The organism is Dysgonomonas sp. HDW5B (assembly GCF_011299335.1).
Classification (GTDB): domain Bacteria; phylum Bacteroidota; class Bacteroidia; order Bacteroidales; family Dysgonomonadaceae; genus Dysgonomonas_A.
Genome location: NZ_CP049858.1, coordinates 3,623,622 through 3,646,797 on the forward strand (window position 1 = coordinate 3,623,622; position 23,176 = coordinate 3,646,797).

20 protein-coding genes are annotated in these 23,176 nt (G+C 35.9%); 13 read left to right on the forward strand and 7 right to left on the reverse strand.

Annotated elements, in window-relative coordinates:
* Window positions 1–58: 58 nt before the first annotated feature.
* Window positions 59–940 (reverse strand): homocysteine S-methyltransferase family protein, encoded by an 882-nt coding sequence (locus G7051_RS14955; protein WP_221412916.1) that lies wholly within the window; start codon window positions 938–940, stop codon window positions 59–61.
* 246 nt (window positions 941–1,186) lie between these two features.
* Entirely contained in the window at window positions 1,187–1,519 is a 333-nt protein-coding gene (locus tag G7051_RS14960) for a multidrug efflux SMR transporter (RefSeq protein ID WP_166201499.1), read from the reverse strand.
* A 284-nt stretch (window positions 1,520–1,803) separates the two neighbouring features.
* On the opposite strand from G7051_RS14960, the gene G7051_RS14965 reads away from it, so the two are divergent.
* The 4 genes from G7051_RS14965 (at window position 1,804) to G7051_RS14980 (ending at window position 6,025) form a co-directional block, all read left to right on the forward strand.
* Window positions 1,804–2,757, forward strand: coding sequence for an N-acetylornithine carbamoyltransferase (locus tag G7051_RS14965; RefSeq protein ID WP_166201501.1), 954 nt, complete (start codon window positions 1,804–1,806; stop codon window positions 2,755–2,757).
* A 32-nt stretch (window positions 2,758–2,789) separates the two neighbouring features.
* Window positions 2,790–4,841: a M13 family metallopeptidase gene (locus G7051_RS14970; protein WP_166201503.1), complete on the forward strand. Its 2,052-nt coding sequence runs from the start codon at window positions 2,790–2,792 to the stop codon at window positions 4,839–4,841.
* Window positions 4,842–5,056: 215 nt separating this feature from the next.
* On the forward strand, window positions 5,057–5,383 hold the full coding sequence (locus G7051_RS14975; RefSeq protein WP_166201505.1) for a hypothetical protein: 327 nt from the start codon (window positions 5,057–5,059) through the stop codon (window positions 5,381–5,383).
* 234 nt (window positions 5,384–5,617) lie between these two features.
* Window positions 5,618–6,025, forward strand: a complete 408-nt coding sequence (locus G7051_RS14980; protein ID WP_166116711.1) for a DUF3836 domain-containing protein — start codon at window positions 5,618–5,620, stop codon at window positions 6,023–6,025.
* A 61-nt stretch (window positions 6,026–6,086) separates the two neighbouring features.
* On the opposite strand, the gene G7051_RS14985 is transcribed toward G7051_RS14980, so the two are convergent.
* From G7051_RS14985 to G7051_RS15000, 4 genes are all read right to left on the reverse strand, one after another.
* Window positions 6,087–7,997, reverse strand: a complete 1,911-nt coding sequence (locus G7051_RS14985; RefSeq protein ID WP_166201507.1) for an ATP-dependent DNA helicase RecQ — start codon at window positions 7,995–7,997, stop codon at window positions 6,087–6,089.
* A gap of 20 nt (window positions 7,998–8,017) precedes the next feature.
* Window positions 8,018–8,842: an MBL fold metallo-hydrolase gene (locus tag G7051_RS14990; RefSeq protein WP_166201509.1), complete on the reverse strand. Its 825-nt coding sequence runs from the start codon at window positions 8,840–8,842 to the stop codon at window positions 8,018–8,020.
* A 22-nt stretch (window positions 8,843–8,864) separates the two neighbouring features.
* Entirely contained in the window at window positions 8,865–10,589 is a 1,725-nt protein-coding gene (gene recJ, locus G7051_RS14995; protein WP_166201511.1) for a single-stranded-DNA-specific exonuclease RecJ, read from the reverse strand.
* A gap of 311 nt (window positions 10,590–10,900) precedes the next feature.
* The gene (locus G7051_RS15000; protein WP_370523002.1) at window positions 10,901–13,309 is read right to left on the reverse strand and encodes a carboxypeptidase-like regulatory domain-containing protein; all 2,409 of its coding nucleotides are present in this window, start codon (window positions 13,307–13,309) and stop codon (window positions 10,901–10,903) included.
* A gap of 354 nt (window positions 13,310–13,663) precedes the next feature.
* Between G7051_RS15000 and G7051_RS15005 the strand changes: the two genes are divergently transcribed.
* The 9 genes from G7051_RS15005 to G7051_RS15045 all read left to right on the forward strand — a co-directional run bounded on the left by G7051_RS15005 (window position 13,664) and on the right by G7051_RS15045 (window position 21,903).
* Complete coding sequence (locus G7051_RS15005) at window positions 13,664–13,891, forward strand: ferredoxin family protein (RefSeq protein WP_166116720.1); 228 nt, start codon at window positions 13,664–13,666, stop codon at window positions 13,889–13,891.
* Between the two features lie 53 nt (window positions 13,892–13,944).
* Window positions 13,945–15,027 (forward strand): 3-methyl-2-oxobutanoate dehydrogenase subunit VorB, encoded by a 1,083-nt coding sequence (gene vorB / locus G7051_RS15010; RefSeq protein ID WP_166201515.1) that lies wholly within the window; start codon window positions 13,945–13,947, stop codon window positions 15,025–15,027.
* Between the two features lie 47 nt (window positions 15,028–15,074).
* Window positions 15,075–15,833 (forward strand): thiamine pyrophosphate-dependent enzyme, encoded by a 759-nt coding sequence (locus G7051_RS15015; protein ID WP_166116724.1) that lies wholly within the window; start codon window positions 15,075–15,077, stop codon window positions 15,831–15,833.
* A 93-nt stretch (window positions 15,834–15,926) separates the two neighbouring features.
* On the forward strand, window positions 15,927–16,481 hold the full coding sequence (locus tag G7051_RS15020; protein ID WP_166116726.1) for a 2-oxoacid:acceptor oxidoreductase family protein: 555 nt from the start codon (window positions 15,927–15,929) through the stop codon (window positions 16,479–16,481).
* Between the two features lie 246 nt (window positions 16,482–16,727).
* Window positions 16,728–18,134, forward strand: a complete 1,407-nt coding sequence (locus G7051_RS15025; RefSeq protein WP_166201517.1) for an NAD-dependent succinate-semialdehyde dehydrogenase — start codon at window positions 16,728–16,730, stop codon at window positions 18,132–18,134.
* 263 nt (window positions 18,135–18,397) lie between these two features.
* Entirely contained in the window at window positions 18,398–19,723 is a 1,326-nt protein-coding gene (gene der, locus G7051_RS15030) for a ribosome biogenesis GTPase Der (RefSeq protein WP_166116730.1), read from the forward strand.
* Window positions 19,724–19,868: 145 nt separating this feature from the next.
* Window positions 19,869–20,684: a helix-turn-helix domain-containing protein gene (locus G7051_RS15035; RefSeq protein WP_166201519.1), complete on the forward strand. Its 816-nt coding sequence runs from the start codon at window positions 19,869–19,871 to the stop codon at window positions 20,682–20,684.
* Between the two features lie 85 nt (window positions 20,685–20,769).
* Window positions 20,770–21,144 carry a VOC family protein gene (locus tag G7051_RS15040; protein ID WP_166201521.1) on the forward strand — a complete coding sequence of 125 codons (375 nt, stop codon included), beginning with the start codon at window positions 20,770–20,772 and terminating at the stop codon, window positions 21,142–21,144.
* A 144-nt stretch (window positions 21,145–21,288) separates the two neighbouring features.
* The gene (locus tag G7051_RS15045; RefSeq protein WP_166201523.1) at window positions 21,289–21,903 is read left to right on the forward strand and encodes a zinc-ribbon domain-containing protein; all 615 of its coding nucleotides are present in this window, start codon (window positions 21,289–21,291) and stop codon (window positions 21,901–21,903) included.
* A gap of 74 nt (window positions 21,904–21,977) precedes the next feature.
* Here the strand turns inward: G7051_RS15045 and G7051_RS15050 are convergent, their stop codons facing one another.
* Window positions 21,978–23,174: a pyridoxal phosphate-dependent aminotransferase gene (locus G7051_RS15050; protein WP_166116739.1), complete on the reverse strand. Its 1,197-nt coding sequence runs from the start codon at window positions 23,172–23,174 to the stop codon at window positions 21,978–21,980.
* Window positions 23,175–23,176: the final 2 nt, after the last annotated feature.

Here is a 23,176-nt window from a genome sequence, read left to right on the forward strand (position 1 = left end):
TTTGCAAAAGTACAAATTTTAAGGTTGCCGACCTATTTGTTGTTGTTTGCTCTTCTTTTTATCTTGAAATTCTCTTTGCAATCTCACTTATATGAGTATTATCCGTACCACAACAGCCCCCTACGATATTCAGGTTTATAAAGTCATTCAATTCAATGATTTCATTGGCAAGCTCAATATGGTCCGAAGATTTTAAATTGATGGAGTTATCAAGCTCTTCGGGAGAAAGTGGTGATGTATTTGCCTGTATCCCTCCAAAACGATCTTTTACAAGTGGAGTTCTATTAAATTCCTTGCTCAGTGCCGAATATAGAATTCTCGGATGTATGCAATTAGCCATATAACAAACCGGATTCTGTTGGGTTGATTTATCTATGGTCTCAATAGCATTGTGAATAGAGGTCCCATCTAGTAGACATCCGTTTTCCCGTACCATGAAACTAATTATATAAGGTAAATTAGTCTTTTCTAAAGCTTTTGCCATTCCGATAGCTTCGGGTAAAGTAGGCATGATTGCAGCAAATAAAAAATCGACTTCTGATTCTTTAAATGCATTGGCTTGCCATGAATGAAAATCTTCTGCTTCTTCAGTCGATAAAAAACCTTTAGCCTGATAAGCATCGCCTTTACATCCCATAAGTCCTCCGATAAACATGGTTGTCTGGCTGCTCTCTTTAATAGATTTCAGGAAAGATACATTATCGGAAATAATATCTTTATTATATTTTGAATTGCTAATGCGTTCTTTATTAGCTCGTCGGGTGGGAGTGGTTGCAATAAACGGTAGATTGTATGTTTTAGCTATATTAATGTATTCCCCCCATAGATGAGCCAGAGCCTTTTTACCTTCGTCCGTATAAATGAGACAGGCCATTGCTACTTCGTTATCAAATACTAGTTTAAATTCTCGCTTAAGACGTTCCCCTAATGCTCCTTCCATTAAGAACGGGGATTTTTTCGTATAGCATGTTAAGAAATCCATAAGCTTTAAAAGTATTTATTATTATTTCTACATTTGCAAGAGTACAATTTATAGCTTCTTTATGAAAAAGATTTTAGTAATTATTTTTGTTTCAAGTCTACTGATGAGCTGTAAGTCATCATCTAAAGTTTGTGGTTGTCCTTACGGAAGTATTAATACACCATCTGTCGAATATTTGGCACAGAAATGAAACTTTATGTGGTTTTAATGAGCTGACGTTTTAGACCATACATTTATAATTACTACCCCGGCAATTATAAGCACCAATCCTATTATAGCCGGAAGATCGGGTATCTGCTTAAAGGCAAATATTCCTATTATAGTTATAAATACAATTCCTATGGCCGACCACAATGCATATGAAATTCCTACAGGCAGGGTTCTAAGAGTGAGGCTCAGTAAATAAAATGCAGCTATATAACATACAACAGTAACAATACTAGGTATTAGTTTAGTGAATTGTTCGGACATTTTGAGAGAAGATGTTGCTACTATCTCAAATACAATAGCCATCAATAGAAATAAATAATGCTTCATTGTTCTAAACTTTAGACTACAAAAATACGCTTTTCAGATCATAATAGGTCGGTTTTGTTGTTATTTCCTTCTCTCGCTAATTTGTTTGATTACCTACTTTTTCTGTAAAATTGATACAAAAGATCGGTTTTGTCTTTTTATTTATTATTACCTTTGACTTTTTAAGTGCCATTGTAATATTTGTCCGTATCTTTTATAATGAGAAGTTTAGGTTATGGCACTTACCGAGACTATAAACAGGTAGGTGACGTTATATTAAAAAATACATATATACATTTTGTTCTATGAAAACGTACACAAATGTCAAGGATTTAGGAGATTTGAATGCTGCCGTTCAGGAAGCATTAGAAGTTAAAAAAAACAGATTTGGATACAAGCATTTAGGAGAAAATAAAACTCTGCTGATGGTATTTTTCAACTCCAGTTTACGTACACGTTTGAGTACGCAAAAAGCCGGAATGAATCTTGGAATGAATACTATGGTATTGGATATCAATCAAGGTGCATGGAAGCTTGAAACTGAAAGAGGGGTAGTAATGGATGGTGATAAAACCGAACATTTACTGGAAGCTATTCCTGTGATGGGTTGTTACTGCGATATTATAGGAGTGCGTGCCTTTGCTCAATTTGAAAATAAGCAAGACGATTACGAAGAAAAAATATTGAATCAGTTCATTAAATATTCAGGGCGTCCCGTTTTCAGTATGGAAGCGGCTACAGGACATCCTTTACAAGCTTTTGCTGACTTGATAACTATCGAGGAGCACAAAAAGACTGCTCGACCCAAAGTGGTGTTAACATGGGCACCTCATCCAAAAGCATTACCTCAAGCGGTTCCCAATTCGTTCGTCGATTTTATGAATGAGGCTGATGTTGATTTTGTGATTACCCATCCCGAAGGATATGAACTTGATCCTAAATTTGTGCGTGGAGCCAAAGTAGAGTACAATCAGGATAGGGCTTTAGCCGGTGCTGATTTTGTATATGCTAAAAACTGGGCAGCTTACACTGATCCTAATTACGGTCAGATATTAAGCAAAGACAGGGCTTGGACAGTATCTACCGAGAAAATGGCTTTGACAAACAACGCTTATTTTATGCATTGTTTGCCTGTTCGTCGTAATATGATTGTAACAGACGATGTGATCGAAAGCCCACAATCGATCGTCGTTCAGGAAGCTGCCAATCGTGAAATTTCGGCACAAACAGTTATCAAACGCATGCTCGAGAGCTTATAATATATGTATAATAAGTATTAAATATAACAAATATGAATAGATTGTATTATTATTTACCGGTGGCAATTCTGGCGGCAGCAACTACGGTTGGTTGTAAACAGAAAGCTAACGCACAGGAGGAGGTAATTATGATAGACGGATTAAAAATCGAGAACCTGGATACTACAGCTAATCCCGGTAGCAATTTTTATCGTTTTGCTACAGGAGGATGGGCTGATGCAAATCCTATACCTGACGAATATTCTCGTTATGGTTCGTTTGATCAGTTGAGAGAAAATAATCAGAAGCAAATTAAAGATCTGATTATTGAACTGGGTAAAACCGAAAATAAGCAAGGATCTACTGCTCAAAAGATCGGAGATTTGTATAAAATGGGTATGGACAGTGTGAGGTTGAACACAGATGGTGCCGCCCCAATTATGGAACAATTGGCGACTATCAATGCAGCTTCAACTGTAGAAGATATAATTGTTCTTTCGGGAAAAATCAGACATTATACATCTGCACCATTTTTCGGTTTCTATGTAGGTGCTGACGATATGAATAGTTCTATGAATATTGCTCATATCTATCAAGCCGGATTAGGCTTAGGCGAACGTGAATATTATCTGGCAACAGATCCTACATCTAAATCTTTGCGTGAAGGCTATATTAAACTGATGGAAACACAGTTTAAATATGCAGGTTATACCGAAGCGGATGCTAAGGCTGCGGCAGCTGCTGTTATGAAAATAGAAACAGCATTAGCTAAATCTCATTTCGAAAAAGAAAAAACACGCGTTCCCGAGCTAAACTATCATAAAATGCAGGTTAGTAGCCTAAATGATTCGATAGCTAAATTTAAGTGGAACGAGTTTTTTACGGCTGTAGGAGCTAAAGATTTAAAGGAACTGAATGTTTCTCAAAAAGAGCCTATCACAGCAGCAGTAAAATTGATACAATCTACACCTGTGAAAGATTCTAAAGCTTATCTTTCATGGTGTTTAATCAATGCTGCATCAAAATATCTGGATGATAAATTTGTGAATGCAAATTTCGAATTTTATGGTAAAGAGATGAGCGGTAGCAAAGTGATTCAGCCTCGTTGGAAAAGAACAGTAAATACAATCAATGATGCTCTGGGAGAAGAAGTAGGGCAATTGTATGTTGAGAAATATTTTCCACCAAAGGCCAAAGAGCGTATGCTTGGTCTTGTAAACAATCTGAAAGAATCGTTGAGCGAACGTATCAACAATTTAGAATGGATGAGCAAAGAAACAAAAGCTAAAGCTCAGGAGAAATTGGGAACATTTATCGTGAAAATTGGTTATCCTGACAAATGGAGAGATGTTTCTGCATTAGAGATTAAAGATGATAACTATTGGGCAAATATTGTTCGTGCGTCTAACTTTGAATTCGACTTTATGTTGAGTAAATTGGGTAAACCTGTTGATCGTTCCGAATGGTTAATGTCCCCTCAGACAGTAAATGCTTATTATAATCCTACAACTAACGAAATATGTTTCCCTGCAGGTATTTTACAACCTCCATTCTTCTATATGGATGCTGATGATGCCGTGAACTATGGAGCAATAGGGGTGGTTATTGGTCATGAAATGACTCACGGTTTTGATGACCAGGGTCGTAAATATGACAAAGATGGTAATATGACCGATTGGTGGACTCCTCAGGATGCAACTAACTTTGTAGAAAGAGCGAAACTGTTGGCAGATCACTTCAATAATATTATAGTATTGGACGATTTACATGCTAATGGACAATTTACTTTAGGTGAAAATATTGCCGATCAAGGAGGTTTACAAGTGTCGTATTATGCATTCATGAAAACAAAACAGGCACAATCGAATGAAATGATTGATGGATTTACTCCTCAACAGCGTTTCTTCCTTGCTTATGCAAATCTTTGGGCCGGTAATATCAGAGATGCAGAAATCAGACGTTTAACAAAAATAGATCCGCATGCTTTAGGCAGATGGCGTGTTGATGGTGCTTTACCTCATGTGGAAGCATGGTACAAAGCCTTTAACATTACAGAAAAAGACTCTCTTTACTTGCCTGTAGAAAAACGTTCGTCTATTTGGTAATTATTGATATATTTCGATACAAATATAGAAAATCTCCCATGAATTCATTTTCATGGGAGATTTTTGTTTATAAAGAGTCGAAAAGACTCATTTCTGAAAAAATAACATTTTTTTTGTCAATAATTAGATAACTCTTTTTAGATTTGTGAGCTATCTTTTTTATAAATTATAGTGCAAGCACGCGTTAAGTAATTAATACTAAATATTTTATGTGTATGAAAAGATTGTTACTATCAATGTTTTTAATCGGAATGCTAGGTATTCCGGGTTCTTATGCTCAAAGTAAGGCTACTACCGATCCGGTTATTCAAATGAAGATTGAAAAATTAAAATCGCAAGAAGCCAAAGAAATTGAAAAGCTAAAGAATAAAGCGCTTAAAAATTCGGATAAGGCTCATCGAGAAGCAGATAAAAAGGCTCAAAAGGAATCTGAAAGAATAAGAAAAGAGGGTGATAAGCAAGCTGCAAAATATCACGAAGAATCAGAGAGAGAAATAGCAAAAGTTCGACAAAAAACAGCAAGTAAGATACTTGCATTATAAATTAACAAAGTAAATGTTGTTATTTGACAACTTTGGCTGACCGAAAATAATTTTACATAAAAATAGGAGAAAGAAAATGTCGTTATGATATTTTCTTTCTCTTTCTTTTGTGGGTATGTTTAATAGCATGTTTGGTGATATTTGTGGCATAATGATATTTTTATTGGTTTTTATATCTTATATTTGTGTCATAATAATAAAATAAAACGTTTAATCATTTAAATAAATATCATTATGAAAGCAAATGTTTTTACTTCAGTTATTGTTGCTCTGTTTTTATTTGCAATTAATTCTAGCGTGGTAAAAGCAGATTCAGATGCAGTATTGTATCATAATGTTGAAAAGACAGAGAATGTAGTTTCTACTACTTATTTTAAAGGAGATGTTCAAAATAACAATCTTGTACCTTTCAAAAAGAAAGTAAACACATTGAATGAACAAGGCGCATTTGTGTCTAAAGTTACTTATATATGGAATGAATCAAATAAAAGCTGGACACCTTCTAATAAGATGGTTTATACATATGATGGAGCCAAGGTGATGAGTGTATCTCGTTCTGATTGGAATGAAAAGACTAAGAAATGGAACGAACCAGAGAAAGCTTCTTATAGTTATAATGAAGACGGCACATGTATACAATAATCATCTTTTCACAAATTATATATATTAATAGAAGTATGAAAGAGTAGGTATCATTAGATAGCTACTCTTTCTTTTTGCTGTGCTTTAGGTAATCGTCTTCAAAAAAATAAGTCTCATTGTCGAGATGGAATCGTATTGTATTGATTATATCTTCTTCTTTATACTCTGATATTTCATTGATTATATCATCGATAGAGTAATTCTTGTAAGTTATTAATTGTCCTATTTTTTCTGATATATCATTAAATTTGTAATTATTGAGGCCTGTATCAGATTTAGCAAGGCATACGTCACACTGTCCGCAATCTTTACTCTTGCCCTCTCCAAAATAGCTCAACAGCATTCTACTGCGACAAATGTCATTGCGTTCGGCATATTCGGTAATTCCTTTAATTCGTTTCTCGAATCTCTTTTTCCTTACTTCATATACAGTTTGAGAAATTACCAGATATTTTATGGAAACCCTGGGCTGTTTATATATTATGAAAGGAGTCTTTTTAAAAGGTATGTATTCTATTATTCGCTTTTTAGCCAATATTTTAAGCATCTGATAGACTTCTGTTCTGCTCTTTTTGAGATGTAATGCAATTGTTCCTTCATTTATAGTTACATAGTCAGCGAATATACCGGTATATAATCTCAATACTACATTTATAAGATGCTCGTATTCCGGAGAAAACTCATACTTATATAGTTCATCCCGATAGATAGAAAAGATTACTCTCGATTGATTATCGGTTTCATCTGTGTATTCGATATATCCGGCCAATTCTATTATCTTTAGAGCATTATGAGTCGGGATAAGAGGGTACTTATAAATGGAACAGAATTGATGTAAACTGAAGTCGTAGGCTGAGTTAAGACCAAACCCTTCGGCTATTTGAAAAAAATATGCAAGAGATTCATATACACGTATTACAAATTCACGTTCAGGAAACTCATCATCAATACGTTTCTTAAGTTTTGTACTATCTGTTTTAGAATATAATATAACAGCATAAGCCTTTTGTTCGTCTCTGCCTGCACGTCCTGCTTCTTGATAATATTCTTCGATAGAATTGGGTAAGTCTATATGCACTACAACACGAACATCGGGTTTGTCAATTCCCATACCGAAAGCATTAGTCGAAACTATAATCCGGCATTCGTTATTCTTCCAGGCATTTTGTTTACGAGTTTTCTCATCGCTACTCAATCCGGCATGGTAGAAATCGGCAGAAAGTCCTTGTTGTATTAGTTCTGTAGCGATTTCTTTTGTCCGTAATCGACTGCGTACATATACAATAGCACTTCCATTGATTTTAGATAGAATTTTTATGAGTGATTCGGTTTTATTATCACTTTCACGAACTATATAGGATAGGTTTTTTCGTTCGAAGCTTTTTCTGAAAACATTCTTTTCTTTGAATCCCAGAATGTTTTGAATGTCATCGGTGACTTCGGGCGTTGCAGTAGCTGTAAGTGCCAAGACAGGAACATTTGGGAGCTCCTTTCGTATATCTGCAATATTCATATATGACGGGCGGAAGTCATATCCCCATTGTGAGATACAGTGAGATTCGTCAATAGCCAAAAGACACACATTCATACTCCGAATTTTAGTAAGGAATAGCGGTGTACCTAATCGTTCAGGTGATATATAAAGAAATTTGTAATCGCCCAAGATCGCATTATCCAATGTTATCATTATCTCATTGTGAGACATTCCTGAATATATAGATAATGCTTTTATACCTTTTTCTTTCAGGTTATCTACCTGATCTTTCATTAGGGCAATAAGGGGGGTAATAACAAGGCAAATACCATCCATCGCCAAAGCAGGAACCTGAAAAGTAATAGACTTTCCTCCTCCTGTAGGCATAAGTCCTAAAGTGTCTTTTCCTGAAAAGATACTTTTGATGATATTTTCCTGTAAAGGTCTGAATTCAGAATATCCCCAGTATTCACGTAGTATTTTATGAAAAATATTCAATTCAGTTATTCAGAATATTTTTAGAGGTTCGACATTGAACGCACTAATACTTTGGCTTTATTATTTTCTTTTTCTAAGGCTTTTAAGATTTTTTTATCGTTAAAATCCGAAAAGTGGTAAGGATAAAGATAGATTGGAGATACTTTTTGTACAGCATCTACAAACATTTCATCTGTCATAGTATAAGGCGTGTTCTTAGGTAAGAAAGCTATATAAATATCCTTTAATTGTTTCATTTCGGGAATATTTTCGGTATCACCTGCTACATACACTTTTTCGCTGCCAAAAGTAAGTACATAACCATTACCTCTGCCTTTAGGATGATAAAATTCACCATCGGAGTTTTTGCTGACAATATTGTATGCTGGAACAGCCTGAATATCGATTCCTTCAAAAACCGTTTTATCTCCATTGTTTAGAACTTCTCCGTAAGTTAGAGAATCGGCACATACCTTAGAAACGATAAAACGAGTATTCGCTTTTTTTATTTGCTCAATAGCATTTATATCGAAGTGATCAGAATGCTCATGGGTAAGTAATATTAAATCAGCCTTAGGTAGTTTCGAATAATCGGCAACCTTCGAGTAGGGGTCTACATGTATGACTTTTCCATTAATAGTAAAGATCAGAGATGCGTGTCCTAATACGGTAACGTTAAGCTCTCCCATTTTGGTGAGATAGCTGTCCGATGGTAGTGATTGGGGTTGAGATTGAGACTGAGTTTCTTCCATATTTGTATTATTTTCAGAAACATTACTTGTATCTTCTACTTTTTTTCCGCTATTGCATGCAGTTCCGCAAGAAAATATTGCTACTGCACCGAGAAGCATGATCAAATCTCTCATATGCTGTTATTTTATTATTGTATTAAGAAAATTGTCCTTTATCTATATCTTTTATATAAAGTTGCGTATTTGTTTTTCCATTATGAACGTTTTCTTCTAATGTATAACAAATATCAAAAAGATCATTTTTAATCATAGTAAAACTTCCGCTCTGTCTGAAAGCAATACCATGTATAGGGGTATTGAGTGATGAATCGACCATATCTAGTTTGATATGTAAAGAATCTTTTCCTACTAACTTACTGTTTCCATAATCTTCAACATCTTTAGATACGAAGATTGGATTTAGATTTTCGGGACCGAAAGGGGCAAATTGCTCTAAATCGGATACAAATTTATTGTTGATGTCGATGAAATCTAACTCAGCATTAATGTCGATTTGAGGACGCATCATTTCGGGTGCAATTAGCTCTACAGACATGGCTTCGAAACGACGTCTGAATTCTTGCAGATTTTCCTCTTTCAACGAAAGACCTGCTGCATAAGTATGACCTCCAAAATTTTCGAGTATATCTTTACACGCTTCAATTGCTTTGTATACATCAAAACCCATAACCGAACGTGCCGATCCTGTAACGAGATTGTTCGATTTGGTAAGAACAACAGCAGGGCGATAGTATTTCTCAGTCAGTCTGGATGCAACAATTCCGATCACTCCTTTGTGCCAATCTTTATTGAAAATGACAATACTGTTTATTTTAGTTATGTCAAGTTCCGACTCTATAAAATTAGTCGCCTCGTCTGTGATACGTTTATCAAGCTCGCGGCGATTTGCATTATAATGGTCTATGTTTTCACTTTTGAGTTTTGCATCAAGAGCTGTGTTTGATAAAAGTAGATCCACAGCCTCTTTTCCATTCATCATACGTCCCGAAGCATTGATGCGGGGGCCTATTTTGAATACAATATCACTTACTGTAATTGATTTATCATTAAGACCGCAAATATCAATAATACCTTGTAATCCCATACTTGGACTTGAATTCAATTGCTTGAGTCCATAATGAGTAAGGATACGATTTTCGCCCGTTAATGGTACAATATCGGATGCAATGCTTACAGCCACCAGATCAAGCAGATCAAGCAGTTCCGAAAAATCGATCTTGTTATTTTGAGCTAAAGCCTGTGCCAGTTTAAAACCAACTCCACAGCCCGACAAGTGTTCGTAAGGATAAATCGAATCGACTCGTTTTGCGTCTACAACAGCAACAGCATCGGGTAATGTATCATCCGGCATGTGATGATCGCAGATGATAAAGTCAATCCCTTTATCTTTAGCATATTTGACTTTCTCAATGGCTTTTATACCACAATCGAGAGCTATAATCAACTTAACATCAGTTTCAGCAGCATAGTCTATTCCCTGTTCGGATATTCCATAACCCTCATCATATCTGTCGGGAATGTAATAATCGAGATTGGTTGTAAACTTTCTTAAGAACTTAAACACGAGAGCTACAGCTGTAGTTCCGTCCACATCGTAATCACCATATACCAAAATACGTTCTTTTTGTCCTAAAGCTTTCTCAATTCTATTGATTGCTTTATCCATGTCAGGCAAGAGAAAAGGATCATGAAGATCTTTTAAACTTGGGTGAAAGAACTTATGTGCTTTATCAACAGTGTCTATTCCTCGTTGAATAAGCAGTTGACATAGAGCAGGGTGCATTCCCAGCTTAACTGCTAGTTCATCTCTGGTCTCTGTCTCTTTTGGTGTAAGTGGTTTGTAATTCCATTTGTAAATCATTATATATTGTTTTTCTTTTCTCTTTTCAGGGCAGAAGCCTTACAAGGCTTCTAAATCTCTTTGTATCAATACTTATTCTCTAAACCTTAGAGTTGACACATTGAGCTATATCTCGTAAAGATACTATATATATATAACACTGAATAATGATTATGTGTTTTTATTGTTGAAAAAAAAATGAGAAATCCAATATTTATTGATTAATAATTCTTTATAAAGTTGTGAACCTTATTGTTGTTTTAGTCGCTATAATAGTCGGAGGTTGTTATGATTGAAAAATGGAGCTAAGTCTTTAATGTTATCTGAACTGATTAAAAATCAGCTACTATTTTAAAGTTCAATTGGCGTCCGGTTAAATAATTAGGTACTGCAAATTGTTGATTAAAGACATTGGTTATCCAATAATATGAATTGGTATTATTGATGTCAAATAAATTAAATATGTCGACTCCGAGCCAAATGTTCTTGAATGACCCTAAAAAAGAATTTGTTCGTCTGATACTGAAATCTTCACCTAGAGCCTGCCATGCAAAGCCAATATCTAAACGACGATAGGCCGGTGTACGGAAGTAACCCTTCTCGAAAAATCCTGAATTTGGAGCGGCTTGGGGTAATCCCTGTGACAGATGACCTCGAAGATTCATTGTCAAACGTTCTATCCCCGGGAAATAGTCTTGAAAAAATAGAGAAATATTATATCGTTGATCGGTTGGTAAGGGAGCTTGGACTCCATCTACCGTTTGTTGAGTCTTCATCAAAGAAAAGCTGATCCAGCTATCAGATCCTTTTACAAATTCACCAAATAATTTCATGTCCCATCCCATGCTATATCCAGTTCCTGAGTTTTCGCCCGAATATCTGATTTTTACATTATCAACAGTGTATGGTACCAGATCGGATAACTTTTTATAGTAAACCTCACTTGTAAATTTAAAGGGACGATCCATCGATCTGAATTTGTAATCACCACCCAAAACAAAGTGTATTGATTTTTGTGATTTAATATCTTCATTTAGTTCTATAACCGAGTTTTGACCCTTGGTAACTATTTTTTGATATTCTCTATAAAAAGGGGCTTGGTAATAGATACCTGTCGCAAAACGTAAAGTAATGTCTCTTTTTGTGTCGGGTATGAGTGCTATTGATCCTCTTGGGCTGATAATGGTTTCGTCATTAAAAGTCCAATGACTTGCTCTGATACCTGCATTGATGTATATAATATTATCTCCCGACATAAATTGATAAGTGTCTTGCAGAAATGCTGCATATCGGGTACTTGTAATTTCATTATCAGAACGGAGGTTACTGTATACGCTAACGATATCCCCAAGATTGGGTAATGAATAACCTGCCGAATCGCGAACACTCCATTCTTTTATTTTGTCATTAATTTTTTCCTGTTGTAGCGTCAGACCCCATTTAAGGGCATGTTTACCAACTTTAAATGAACCGAGATGACGAATATTAGTAACATCCAGGTTTAAGCTGTTTCGTGCATGTTCCAGATACGAACCAACTGCCAGCAATCCTCCATTTTCACCATCAGCACCATTACTCGATAGATTTAAGTCTGTCAATTTGTATTCGCCACTAATATCATAGCGTTCGTATTCTCTTGACGAAAAAGCCGAACCAATAAATTCAATTTCGAGATTGTCGGATAGTTTTCCTTTCATGCTTAATGCACCAAAATAAGTGAGGAATTTATCATTTTCCCATCCATCAAAATACACTGTGAAATCTTTTGCATTGTCAGCCGATCCGAATTGCGTTTGACGGCTTTTTGGCGTGAATTTGTAAACATTACTAGATATATTTCCCATGAAGCCAACTTCCCACTTTGACGATAGTCCCAAAGTCATATAGGTTTGTGCATCTACAAATGTAGGATCGTACTCTGCATTTGTATCAAGTGTTCCTAGCAGTGTCCTTGTGGTTTTGTATCTAAATCCTGTTATTTGAGTAAAACGTCCGCTTGAGCTTCCGATATAAGCATTTGCCCCAAGTAAACTAGCTGCTGCCGAAGCCTCAAAAGATTGTGGTTTCTTGTAAGTAATATCGAGAGCCGAAGACATTCTGTCGCCATAAGATGATTCAAAACCTCCGGTGGAGAATTTTACCTCTTTTGTCATCTCGGGGTTTATAAAGCTTAACCCTTCTTGTTGCCCTGATCGAATAAGTAGAGGCCTGTATATTTCTATTCCGTTTACGTAAACAATATTTTCATCATAATTACCCCCTCGAACCGAATACTGAGAACTCATTTCATTCGTGGAGCTTACACCTGCCCCTAAGGCGAGAATAGATTCGATACTTCCTCCGGTAGGATCGGATAATAGATTAGTTTTACCAATTTCTATTTTGTTCATGGTGGAGGTTTGCGCTTTTTCTCCCAAAACGGTAACTTCTTCCAGAACGGTTTCACGCATCATTGTATTGATGGTCATATTGCCTATAACTTTTGCAATCTTTCGTTCGGTTTTTTGATAACCTATTCGTGAAAATACGATAGTAATAGAATCTCCCACAGGAACCGCTATTTGGTATTTCCCCTGATTATTAGTGAAAACACCTAGTGCTGAGCCTTGCACAGATACACTTACAAAATCTACGGGGCTGTTATCAAAATTAGTTACAGTTCCGCTTATTTTTGCTTGTTGTGCTGCCAGACCAGTTCCAAATAATAAAAATATTAAAGTGATGTATATGTGTTGTTTAATCATATTCTTTGTCAGAATGAATTTTAGTAAACTCTGTATTACAGAAGTTCAATAGTTCCCAAAGTTAATTGATATTTTAGAATTTAAACATAAGGAACCTGCCAGTTTCTCTGTTTTTAGTTAGAAAAGTTGGTTTTGTTCATTATTCTTTATCGAATTTATCTATTGGCAATATTATTGTGTATCTTGTTTTTAACTATAATAAGGAGGTAATATCTTAACATTCTGTTGACAATTTTATAGATAAAAAAGACCGGAATGTAATAATAAGCTATAACTTTGTGCCTATTCAACTGACCGGAAAACGAAACGTAGAATTATCATAAAGTAATTGACAACTATCTATAATAAGATATGGCAAAAGTAAAAGGAACAGTAGTAGTCGACGTCGAACGATGTAAAGGCTGCGATCTGTGTGTTGTGTCCTGTCCTTGTGATGTGCTTGAACTACAGGCTCGTGAGGTAAATCAAAAAGGATATCATTATGTGTTTATGAAAAATGAGGATGCATGCATCGGGTGTGCCAATTGTGGTTATGTTTGTCCTGATGGGTGTTTAACTGTATATAGACAAAAAGGCTAATTTCTTAGGAATTTAGTCTTTTGTAGTATATTAACTTACTCGAATTAAAATTTATGTCAGAAGAAATATATTTGATGAAAGGCAATGAGGCAATTGCTCATGCTGCGATCCGCATAGGGGTAGATGGCTATTTTGGCTATCCTATTACCCCCCAATCGGAAATTATAGAAACATTAATGAGCGAAGCTCCCTGGGCAACAACCGGTATGGTTGTAATGCAGGCTGAAAGCGAAACTGCATCTATCAATATGGTGTATGGCGGTGCCGGCTGTGGTAAAATGGTGATGACATCTTCGTCAAGTACAGGTATGAGTCTTATGCAGGAAGGTGTATCTTTTCTGGCAGGAGGTAATTTGCCTTGTCTCTTGATTAATGTCATGCGTGGAGGTCCTGGTTTAGGTACAATTCAACCTTCTCAGTCTGATTATTTTCAAACTGTAAAGGGTGGGGGACATGGTGATTATAAAATGATAACTCTTGCTCCTGCTTCGGTACAGGAAATGGCCGATTTTGTAGATCTAGGGTTTAAATTGGCATTCAAATATTCGACTCCCGCAACCATATTAGCAGACGGTGTTATCGGACAGATGATGGAAAAGGTAAAACTTCCTGAATTTAGAAGAAGACGTACCGAGAAAGAAATACGTGAGCAATGTCCTTGGGCAACCTTGGGTAAACCTGCAGATCGTAAACCTAATATAATTACAACTCTTGAGTTGGATTCTCATGCAATGGAGAGAAATAATCTTCATCTACAGGCTAAATATAAAGAGATTGAAGCCAATGAGGTAATGTATCAGGAAATTGATTGTGAAGACATCGATTATCTGATTGTGGCCTTTGGTTCGGCTGCACGTATCAGTCAAAAGGCAATGGAATTGGCAAGAGCGGAAGGAATAAAAGTCGGAGTTTTAAGACCAATAACATTATGGCCTTTCCCTACGAAGATTATCAAAGAATATGCTTCGAAAGTAAAAGGTATACTTACCGTTGAAATGAATGCCGGACAGATGGTTGAAGATGTACGCTTATCAGTAAGCGGACAAGTTCCGGTTGAACATTTCGGACGTTTGGGAGGGATTATTCCTACACCCAATGAGGTTGTTGTTGCTTTAAAAGAAAAATTGGGCTGTTGATTTATAACAATCCATTAATGAATTTAAAAATTTAAGGATAAGATAAAATGAGCACCAGTATAATAGATCCTAAGAATTTGGTGTATGCCAAACCCGTATTGATGAACGAAACCCAGATGCATTATTGCCCGGGTTGTTCGCATGGTGTTGTTCATAAGTTAGTTGCGGAAGTAATTGATGAAATGGGCTTGAAAGAAATAACTATAGGTATAGCTCCTGTGGGCTGTGCCGTATTTGCATATGATTATCTGGATATCGACTGGCAAGAGGCTGCCCATGGTAGAGCTCCGGCTTTGGCGACAGCTGTAAAACGCTTGAATCCTGATAAAATGGTATTTACATATCAAGGAGACGGTGACTTGGCTGCCATAGGTACTGCCGAAACCATCCATGCTGCCAACCGAGGTGAAAATATTGCTATTATTTTTATAAACAATGGTATATATGGTATGACGGGTGGACAGATGGCTCCGACTACTTTGATGAATATGAAAACTTCGACTACACCCAATGGTCGTGATACTCATGAAAACGGTTATCCGTTGAAAATTACGGATCTTCTAGCTCAATTACCGGGAGTATGTTTGGCTACACGTCATAGTGTACATACTGCTGCTGCCGTAAAAAAAGCAAAAAGAATGATTGCCAAAGCTTTTCAGAATTCATTAGACGGAAAGGGTACTTCTATCGTAGAAATAGTTTCTACTTGCAGTGCCGGCTGGAAAATGAGTCCTGCAGGGGCAAACGATTGGATGGTAGAGAATATGTTTCCTGTATATCCTATGGGGGATATAAAAAATATTTAAATAGTAAATGAGTGAACAGGTTAAACAAGTAAACAAACTAGTTTCTCGTATACTTGTGAACTCGTTATCTTCTTTAAAGTAACAATATAAATAATGGTAAACGAAATTATTATAGCCGGATTCGGTGGACAAGGTGTATTATCGATGGGTAAGATTTTAGCTTACTCTGGTTTAATGGAAGGAAAAGAAGTTTCGTGGTTTCCGTCATATGGTCCCGAACAACGTGGAGGAACAGCTAATGTTACCGTTATATTGAGTGATGGAACAATAAGTTCGCCTATTGTCAGTGAGTACGATATTGCAATTATATTGAATCAGCCATCATTGGATAAATTCGAATCTCAGGTTAAACCGGGAGGAATTTTACTTTACGATCCCGAAGGAATTCCACGTGCACCTAAAAGAACCGATATTGCGGTCTATAAAATTGAGGCTATGGCTACTGCTGCTGAGCTTAAAAATCAGAAAGCTTTTAATATGTTTGTATTAGGAGGATTACTTAAAGTATGTCCTATAGTTACATTGGAACATGTAATGATGGGCTTAAAGAAATCTTTACCGGAAAGACATCATGGTATGCTTCCAATGAATGAGCAAGCTATTTTGAAAGGAATGGAAATTGTTGAAGAGATAAATAAACCCGCTTAAAAAGTCGGATAAATATACTATTGAAAGAGTAATCCTTGTCGGGGTTGCTCTTTTCTGTTAAATAAAAAGAAAAACGAAAGAAGAACTAATCTTTTTGATAGTTTGTATTGTTTTACTATAACTACAGAATAATAAGGAAGATACTTTAAATTGAATTTTCATGGTTATCATGAGAATTTCTATTTTATGTTATTAATCTGTATTCTAATTGGGTCTGAGACCTTCATCTAAAATCAGGTAAAAGATATGAATAATCAAGCAAACAAAACCTCGTCTATTAAAACGGTAAATCCAACTACGAATGAGGTTGAAAAAGTATTTGATGTAATGACAGAACATCAGATTGAAGAAATAGTAAGTGCTGCTGATAAAGCATTCCATTCCTGGAGAAAAACTTCGTTTGAAGAAAGAGCTAAGCTATTGCACAAAGTGGCATCTATTTTACGTGAGCGTAAAGAAGAGTTAGGTAAACTGTGTACAATAGAAATGGGAAAACTTCATAAAGAAGCAATAGGAGAGGTGGATTTATGTGCTGATATATTTGACTATTATGCTAACAATGGGGCTAAATTTCTGGCAGACGCTCCCCTTGAAACCCCTCATGGAAAAGCTTTTCTTAGCTACGAACCAATAGGGGTATTATTGAGTGTACAGCCTTGGAATTTCCCATTTTATCAAATTACACGTTCGGCAGCAGCAAATATTATGGCGGGTAATACCTTCTTGTTAAAGCATGCTTCAAATGTACCTCAATGTGCGGCTGTTATGGAAAAGATATTTACAGAAGCAGGTGCTCCCAAGGGAGTATATACGAATTTGTTTGTACCGGGTTCTAAGATTTCGAATTTAGTTGCTGATCCTCGTATTAAAGCCGGTGCACTTACAGGCAGTGAACCTGCCGGATCGAGCTTTGCAGCTATGGCGGGAAAATATATAAAGAAATCGACTCTGGAATTGGGAGGTAGTGATGCTTTCATAATTCTGGAAGATGCCGATCTTGATAAAGCTGTACATACAGCTGCACTGGGACGCCTTTGGAACGCCGGACAGGTCTGCACATCACCAAAACGAATAATCGTAATGGCATCTGTTGCAGATGAATTTATCAGTAAGGCGAAAGCCATATATGAAAAAATAAGAATAGGTGATCCTCTTGATCCTGCAACTCAATTAGCACCATTAAGCAGCGAAAAGGCTGTTGAGGATGTGATTAAACAAGTTGAAGATACTGTTAAAGGCGGAGCTAAATTAGTATATGGCGGAAAACGTCTCAATCGATCGGGTGCATTTATGGAACCTACTATTCTTACAGATATTAAGCCGGGTATGGTAGCCTATTCGGACGAAATTTTTGGACCGGTACTATGTATTTATTCAGTTAAGGATGAGGACGAAGCTGTTAAGTTAGCTAACGATACTAAATTTGGATTGGGAGGCACTGTATTTGGTAAAGATACCGGACGTGCAGTAAAAGTTGCTCGTCGCATAGATACGGGTATGGTTTATATAAATCACATGACAGGTATTGCTCCTGAACTACCATTCGGAGGAACTAAAAATTCAGGTTATGGTCGTGAACAGTCTCCTGCCGGTATTTATGAATTTGTAAATGCCAAATTGATTCGCGTCACAACTCCTGATGCCGCTTATTGAAAATCAGAATAAATCTTTTCACCTTTTCGCAAAACAGGGGGCTTATGCTCTCTGTTTTTATTTAGTAGTGCTTAAAAAATCAGATTAAATTTTTTCTATCTATAATATAGGAAGTTATAGGTGAGAACTGTGTTTAGTAACAGATTTTGGAGTCATAACAGACTATAATCGTTGTACTTGCCGAAACATAAAATTGAACTGAGACTTTAAAACGACAAAAAATAAGTATCTTTGCACCAAAATAAGATAGATCTTAATAATTTATGGGAAATTTAGTAGCGATTGTTGGACGTCCAAATGTAGGGAAATCAACACTTTTCAATCGTCTGATACAAACTCGTCAGGCAATAGTTGATGAGACTTCGGGGACAACTCGCGACAGACAATACGGTAAATCAGAGTGGGGAGGACAAGAGTTCTCTGTGGTGGATACCGGTGGATGGGTTGTAAACTCGGATGATATTTTTGAGGAAGAGATAAATAAGCAAGTGAAAATTGCGATACAGGAAGCAGATGTAATTCTGTTTGTTGTAGATGTAATGAATGGGGTTACCGATTTAGATTTGGGCGTGGCTCATATCTTGCGCAGAGCAAAAGGTAAACCTGTTATTTTAGTAACAAATAAAGCGGATAACTTTAATGTTCACTCATTATCTGCGGAGTTTTACTCTTTAGGATTGGGGGATCCGATAAATATTTCGGCAATAAACGGAGCTGGAACAGGTGATTTGCTTGATTTAGTAATTAGCAAATTTACCAAAAAAGATGATCAGCCTTTCGATACTTACGAAGACACTGTGCCTCGTATTGCTGTTGTAGGTCGTCCTAATGCAGGAAAATCGTCATTTGTAAATGCTCTGATTGATGAGGAGCGTAATATCGTAACAGATATTGCAGGTACAACACGAGATTCGGTATATACCCGTTTCGATAAGTTCAATATGGACTTTTATCTGGTAGATACTGCCGGTATACGTAAAAAAGGTAAAGTAACGGAAGATTTGGAATATTACTCTGTTATTCGATCTATTAAAGCGATTGAAAATTCGGATGTTTGTGTCTTGATGCTCGATGCTACGCAAGGTATCGAAAGTCAGGATTTGAATATATTCTCGATCATTCAAAAGAATAGAAAAGGATTGGTTGTATGTGTGAATAAGTGGGACTTGGTAGAAAACAAGGAACAAATTGTAGTGAAAACTTTCGAGAATACAATTCGAGAACGCTTAGCTCCGTTTACTGATTTTCCTATTGTATTTGCTTCCGCTTTGACTAAACAGCGAATTCTCAAAGTACTAGAGGTGGCAAAAGAAGTCTATACCCATAAGAAGGTTAGAATACCTACTCATAAACTGAATGAGGTGATGTTACCGATTATAGAGCATACACCACCGCCTTCGAACAAAGGGAAGTACGTTAAGATTAAATATATTACCCAATTACCCAATACGCAAGTTCCAACATTTGTGTTTTTCTGTAATCTGCCTCAGTGGATTAAAGACCCGTATAAACGTTTCTTGGAAAACCGTATTCGTGAGCATTGGAATTTGTCGGGTACACAAATCAATATTATTATCAGAGAAAAATAAGGGTGTATACCTTTTTAATATTAGAACGATCTTATATAATTTATATAAGATCGTTTTTTATTTGAATTATTGTCTTTGAAATAATATGACAGAATATTGAAGAAGTATTTTATCTTTGTTTTTATTATAAATTAATAGACTAATCTTGAGGCAGATATTTGACATAAGAAAACTTTATAATCCCATTCAGCCAACCGTGAACGGATGTGTGAATAATGTTTTGTATAATGAGTTTCTGCCGGATGTTAGATTGCAAGACTTTATTTATTGTTATTGGGAACTTAAAACGATAGGAGTGCTTCATGATCCCTTTACATATAGTGTTGTTGCCGATGGTTGTATTGATGTCTTTCTTGATATGAACGATACTCAGGATAGTTCTGTTATGGGATTCTGTCAGAAGTATATGGAGTTCTCTCTTGGAAAAACTTTCCATTATGTAGGTATTCGATTTCTGCCAACTATGTTTCCTGCTATGTTTAATATTGATGCTTCAGAATTAACAAATCGTTGTGAATCATTAGAACATGTACTTCCTGCTCTGTCCGGTTTCTTTAAAACAAGCCTTAGTTCCCAAAATACATTAAATAAAATGGGGCCTATTTTAGATAATTATTTTTGTAATTTTTTATCAAAGAATATATTTTATAATGACATCAGAGTTCATCATGCTATAAATTATATTATTACTAATTTTAGTACGATGAGTATTGAAAGAGATTTAAGTAAGGAGATTAGTGCAAGACAGCTTCGCCGACTTTTTGAATTTTATATCGGAGATACAGCTAAAAGATTTAGTCAGGTTATCAGATTTCAGAATATTCTTAAACTAAACCCATCAGTTCAATATTTTAGAAAGAACAAGCCTTTCTTTGATATGGGCTACTACGATCAAACCCACTTTATAAAAGAATTTAAACAGTTTTATGGTGTAAGTCCAAAACAAGCATTTGGAAAATAAGGAGTGTCCGTTTTTTACTATGTTTCAATTTTACTTAGTCTTAGTTTTGTTGATTGAATGTTTAATCATTTTAAATTAAAATCATATGAAATTAAATGCAGGTATTATTACTACAAGATTAGTCGAAAGTAAGGAATTTTATACAAAAGTCTTAAACTTCGGAGTTACATTTGAAAATGATTTTTATCTCTTATTACACACTCCTAATAAAAAATCTGAAATTAGTTTTTTACTCCCTAATCATCCTACTCAGCAACCTATTTTCCAAAAAGAATACCAAGGTCAAGGTTTGTATTTTACTATTGAGGTCGAGGATGTTGATGAAGTATATAAAGATATCAGAAGGAAAGGAATTGAAGTAAAAATTGATATTCGTGATGAACCTTGGGGGGATAGACATTTTGCAATAGAGGATCCAAATGGTGTAGGAGTGGATATCGTAACGTATTCTTCTCAGTAACTATTGCTGGCTCTATGTACTTGGTTTAAAAATATACGATTGGGGTAGTTCTGTCTGTAGACTTATAGTCCTAAGAATTATAATAATACGAAGATTAATTTTTATTTTTATCTTTGTACTTCTAACTAACATTTTATACTAATTATGATTATTTACGGAACTAAGTCTACAAAAGGTAAATTGATAGACGCTAATTGCCAATGTCCATTTTGTGGACAAGAAAATTCTTTAGCTGTATTGCCTTATCAAAAAAGTTTTCATATTTATTGGATTCCTATCATTCCTACAGGAAAAGAACTCTTTGTAGTATGTAAAGCCTGTGGTCACGATGTTCCTGACCATTATATTGGTGGAATAACACCTGAAATAAAAAAGCAGGCCAAAACTCCGCTGACTACTTTTATTGGTCTTTTTATAATTCTAGCTTTAGCTGCATTTGTTTTTTATGCAAGTACTACGAGCGAAAGCTCTTCAAAAAATGATGCAGTAACAATACTTACCAATCCAAAGGTTGGTGATGTATTGGAAATGAAGATAAATAATAATCAATACACATTGTGTAAAGTAACTTCCATATCTAATGATTCTATATATTTGCAATTTAGCAAGAATGCAACAGATAAGAAAAAGTATTTGAAAGACTTGAAGAAGAGTTTTTCGAATGAGGTATCATCTCCAGATATGATTGATGGTTATACACGCCCTGAGTTATTTGGGCTCATAAATAAAGGGGTTATAATTGGAGGGGATAGTAGATAAGGCTAAAAACGAAACATATCATAGTTTAAAATGAAAGAAGGAATTACGTTTAAATAATTCCTTCTTTCTTATTTTTAATCTAAAGCATTATATGCTTCCAGAGCTTTTTCGAGAACCGTTAAAGCATTACCTAAATCTTCTTTATTTAAAACATAAGCCATCCTAACTTCATTCTTACCTAATCCGGGTGTTGTGTAAAAACCTGAAGCCGGAGCCATGAAAATAGTTTGACCTTCATATTCGAAATCAGATAAGCACCATTCACAAAATTTATCAGCATCATCTACAGGCAGTTTTACTACTGTATAGAATGCTCCCATAGGTATTGGGGAATAAACTCCAGGTATCATGTTTAGTCTGTCAATCAGGAATTTTCGGCGTTCAACATACTCTTCGTAAGTATCTTGTAGATAATCGGGATCGGCATCTATAGAGGCTTCTGCAACTATTTGTCCAATAAGTGGAGGGCTTAGACGTGCCTGACAGAATTTCATTACAGCATTCCGCAATTCTTTATTCTTCGTGATTAAAGCACCTATTCGGATACCGCACTCACTATATCGTTTTGAAACAGAATCGATAAGCACTACATTTTCTTCAATACCTACCAAGTGGCATGCAGAAACATAAGGAGAGCCTGTATAAATGAATTCACGATAAACTTCATCAGAAAACAGATATAAATCATATTTTTGGATAAGTTTTTTTATCTGATTCATCTCTGCTCTAGAGTAAAGGTAGCCTGTAGGGTTATTGGGGTTACATATCATGATCCCTTTAGTACGCTCATTAATTAACTCCTCAAACTTTTCGATAGGGGGTAAAGAGAATCCTTCTTCGATGGTAGAAGATACAGGTCTTATGATAGCACCGGCAGATACTGCAAAAGCCATATAATTGGCATAGGCAGGTTCGGGTACTATGATTTCGTCACCCGGATTTAAACAGGCCAAAAATGCGAAAAGAACAGCTTCTGATCCGCCCGTAGTTATGATGATTTCGTCAGCCGATACATTTATGTTGTATTTGGCATAATATCCGACCAGTTTCTCACGATAAGAGCGATAACCATCACTCGGACTGTACTCGAGAATGGTTCTGTCGATATTTTTTAATGCATCCAGTCCCGCTTGAGGGGTTGGCAGATCTGGCTGACCGATATTGAGATGATAAACTTTCAGTCCTCGAGCTTTTGCCGAGTCTGATAAAGGAGCCAGCTTTCTGATAGGAGAGCTAGGCATTTCTATTCCACGTTTCGAAATTTTAGGCATAT

Bases quoted from the DNA above. Each gene is read 5' to 3' on its own strand.
- G7051_RS14955 (WP_221412916.1), bottom strand. From the start codon at position 940: ATGGAAGGAGCATTAGGGGAACGTCTTAAGCGAGAATTTAAACTAGTA.
- G7051_RS14960 (WP_166201499.1), bottom strand. From the start codon at position 1,519: ATGAAGCATTATTTATTTCTATTGATGGCTATTGTATTTGAGATAGTA.
- G7051_RS14965 (WP_166201501.1), top strand. From the start codon at position 1,804: ATGAAAACGTACACAAATGTCAAGGATTTAGGAGATTTGAATGCTGCC.
- G7051_RS14970 (WP_166201503.1), top strand. From the start codon at position 2,790: ATGAATAGATTGTATTATTATTTACCGGTGGCAATTCTGGCGGCAGCA.
- G7051_RS14975 (WP_166201505.1), top strand. From the start codon at position 5,057: ATGAAAAGATTGTTACTATCAATGTTTTTAATCGGAATGCTAGGTATT.
- G7051_RS14980 (WP_166116711.1), top strand. From the start codon at position 5,618: ATGAAAGCAAATGTTTTTACTTCAGTTATTGTTGCTCTGTTTTTATTT.
- G7051_RS14990 (WP_166201509.1), bottom strand. From the start codon at position 8,842: ATGAGAGATTTGATCATGCTTCTCGGTGCAGTAGCAATATTTTCTTGC.
- recJ (WP_166201511.1), bottom strand. From the start codon at position 10,589: ATGATTTACAAATGGAATTACAAACCACTTACACCAAAAGAGACAGAG.
- G7051_RS15005 (WP_166116720.1), top strand. From the start codon at position 13,664: ATGGCAAAAGTAAAAGGAACAGTAGTAGTCGACGTCGAACGATGTAAA.
- vorB (WP_166201515.1), top strand. From the start codon at position 13,945: ATGTCAGAAGAAATATATTTGATGAAAGGCAATGAGGCAATTGCTCAT.
- G7051_RS15015 (WP_166116724.1), top strand. From the start codon at position 15,075: ATGAGCACCAGTATAATAGATCCTAAGAATTTGGTGTATGCCAAACCC.
- G7051_RS15020 (WP_166116726.1), top strand. From the start codon at position 15,927: ATGGTAAACGAAATTATTATAGCCGGATTCGGTGGACAAGGTGTATTA.
- G7051_RS15025 (WP_166201517.1), top strand. From the start codon at position 16,728: ATGAATAATCAAGCAAACAAAACCTCGTCTATTAAAACGGTAAATCCA.
- der (WP_166116730.1), top strand. From the start codon at position 18,398: ATGGGAAATTTAGTAGCGATTGTTGGACGTCCAAATGTAGGGAAATCA.
- G7051_RS15040 (WP_166201521.1), top strand. From the start codon at position 20,770: ATGAAATTAAATGCAGGTATTATTACTACAAGATTAGTCGAAAGTAAG.
- G7051_RS15045 (WP_166201523.1), top strand. From the start codon at position 21,289: ATGATTATTTACGGAACTAAGTCTACAAAAGGTAAATTGATAGACGCT.
- G7051_RS15050 (WP_166116739.1), bottom strand. From the start codon at position 23,174: ATGCCTAAAATTTCGAAACGTGGAATAGAAATGCCTAGCTCTCCTATC.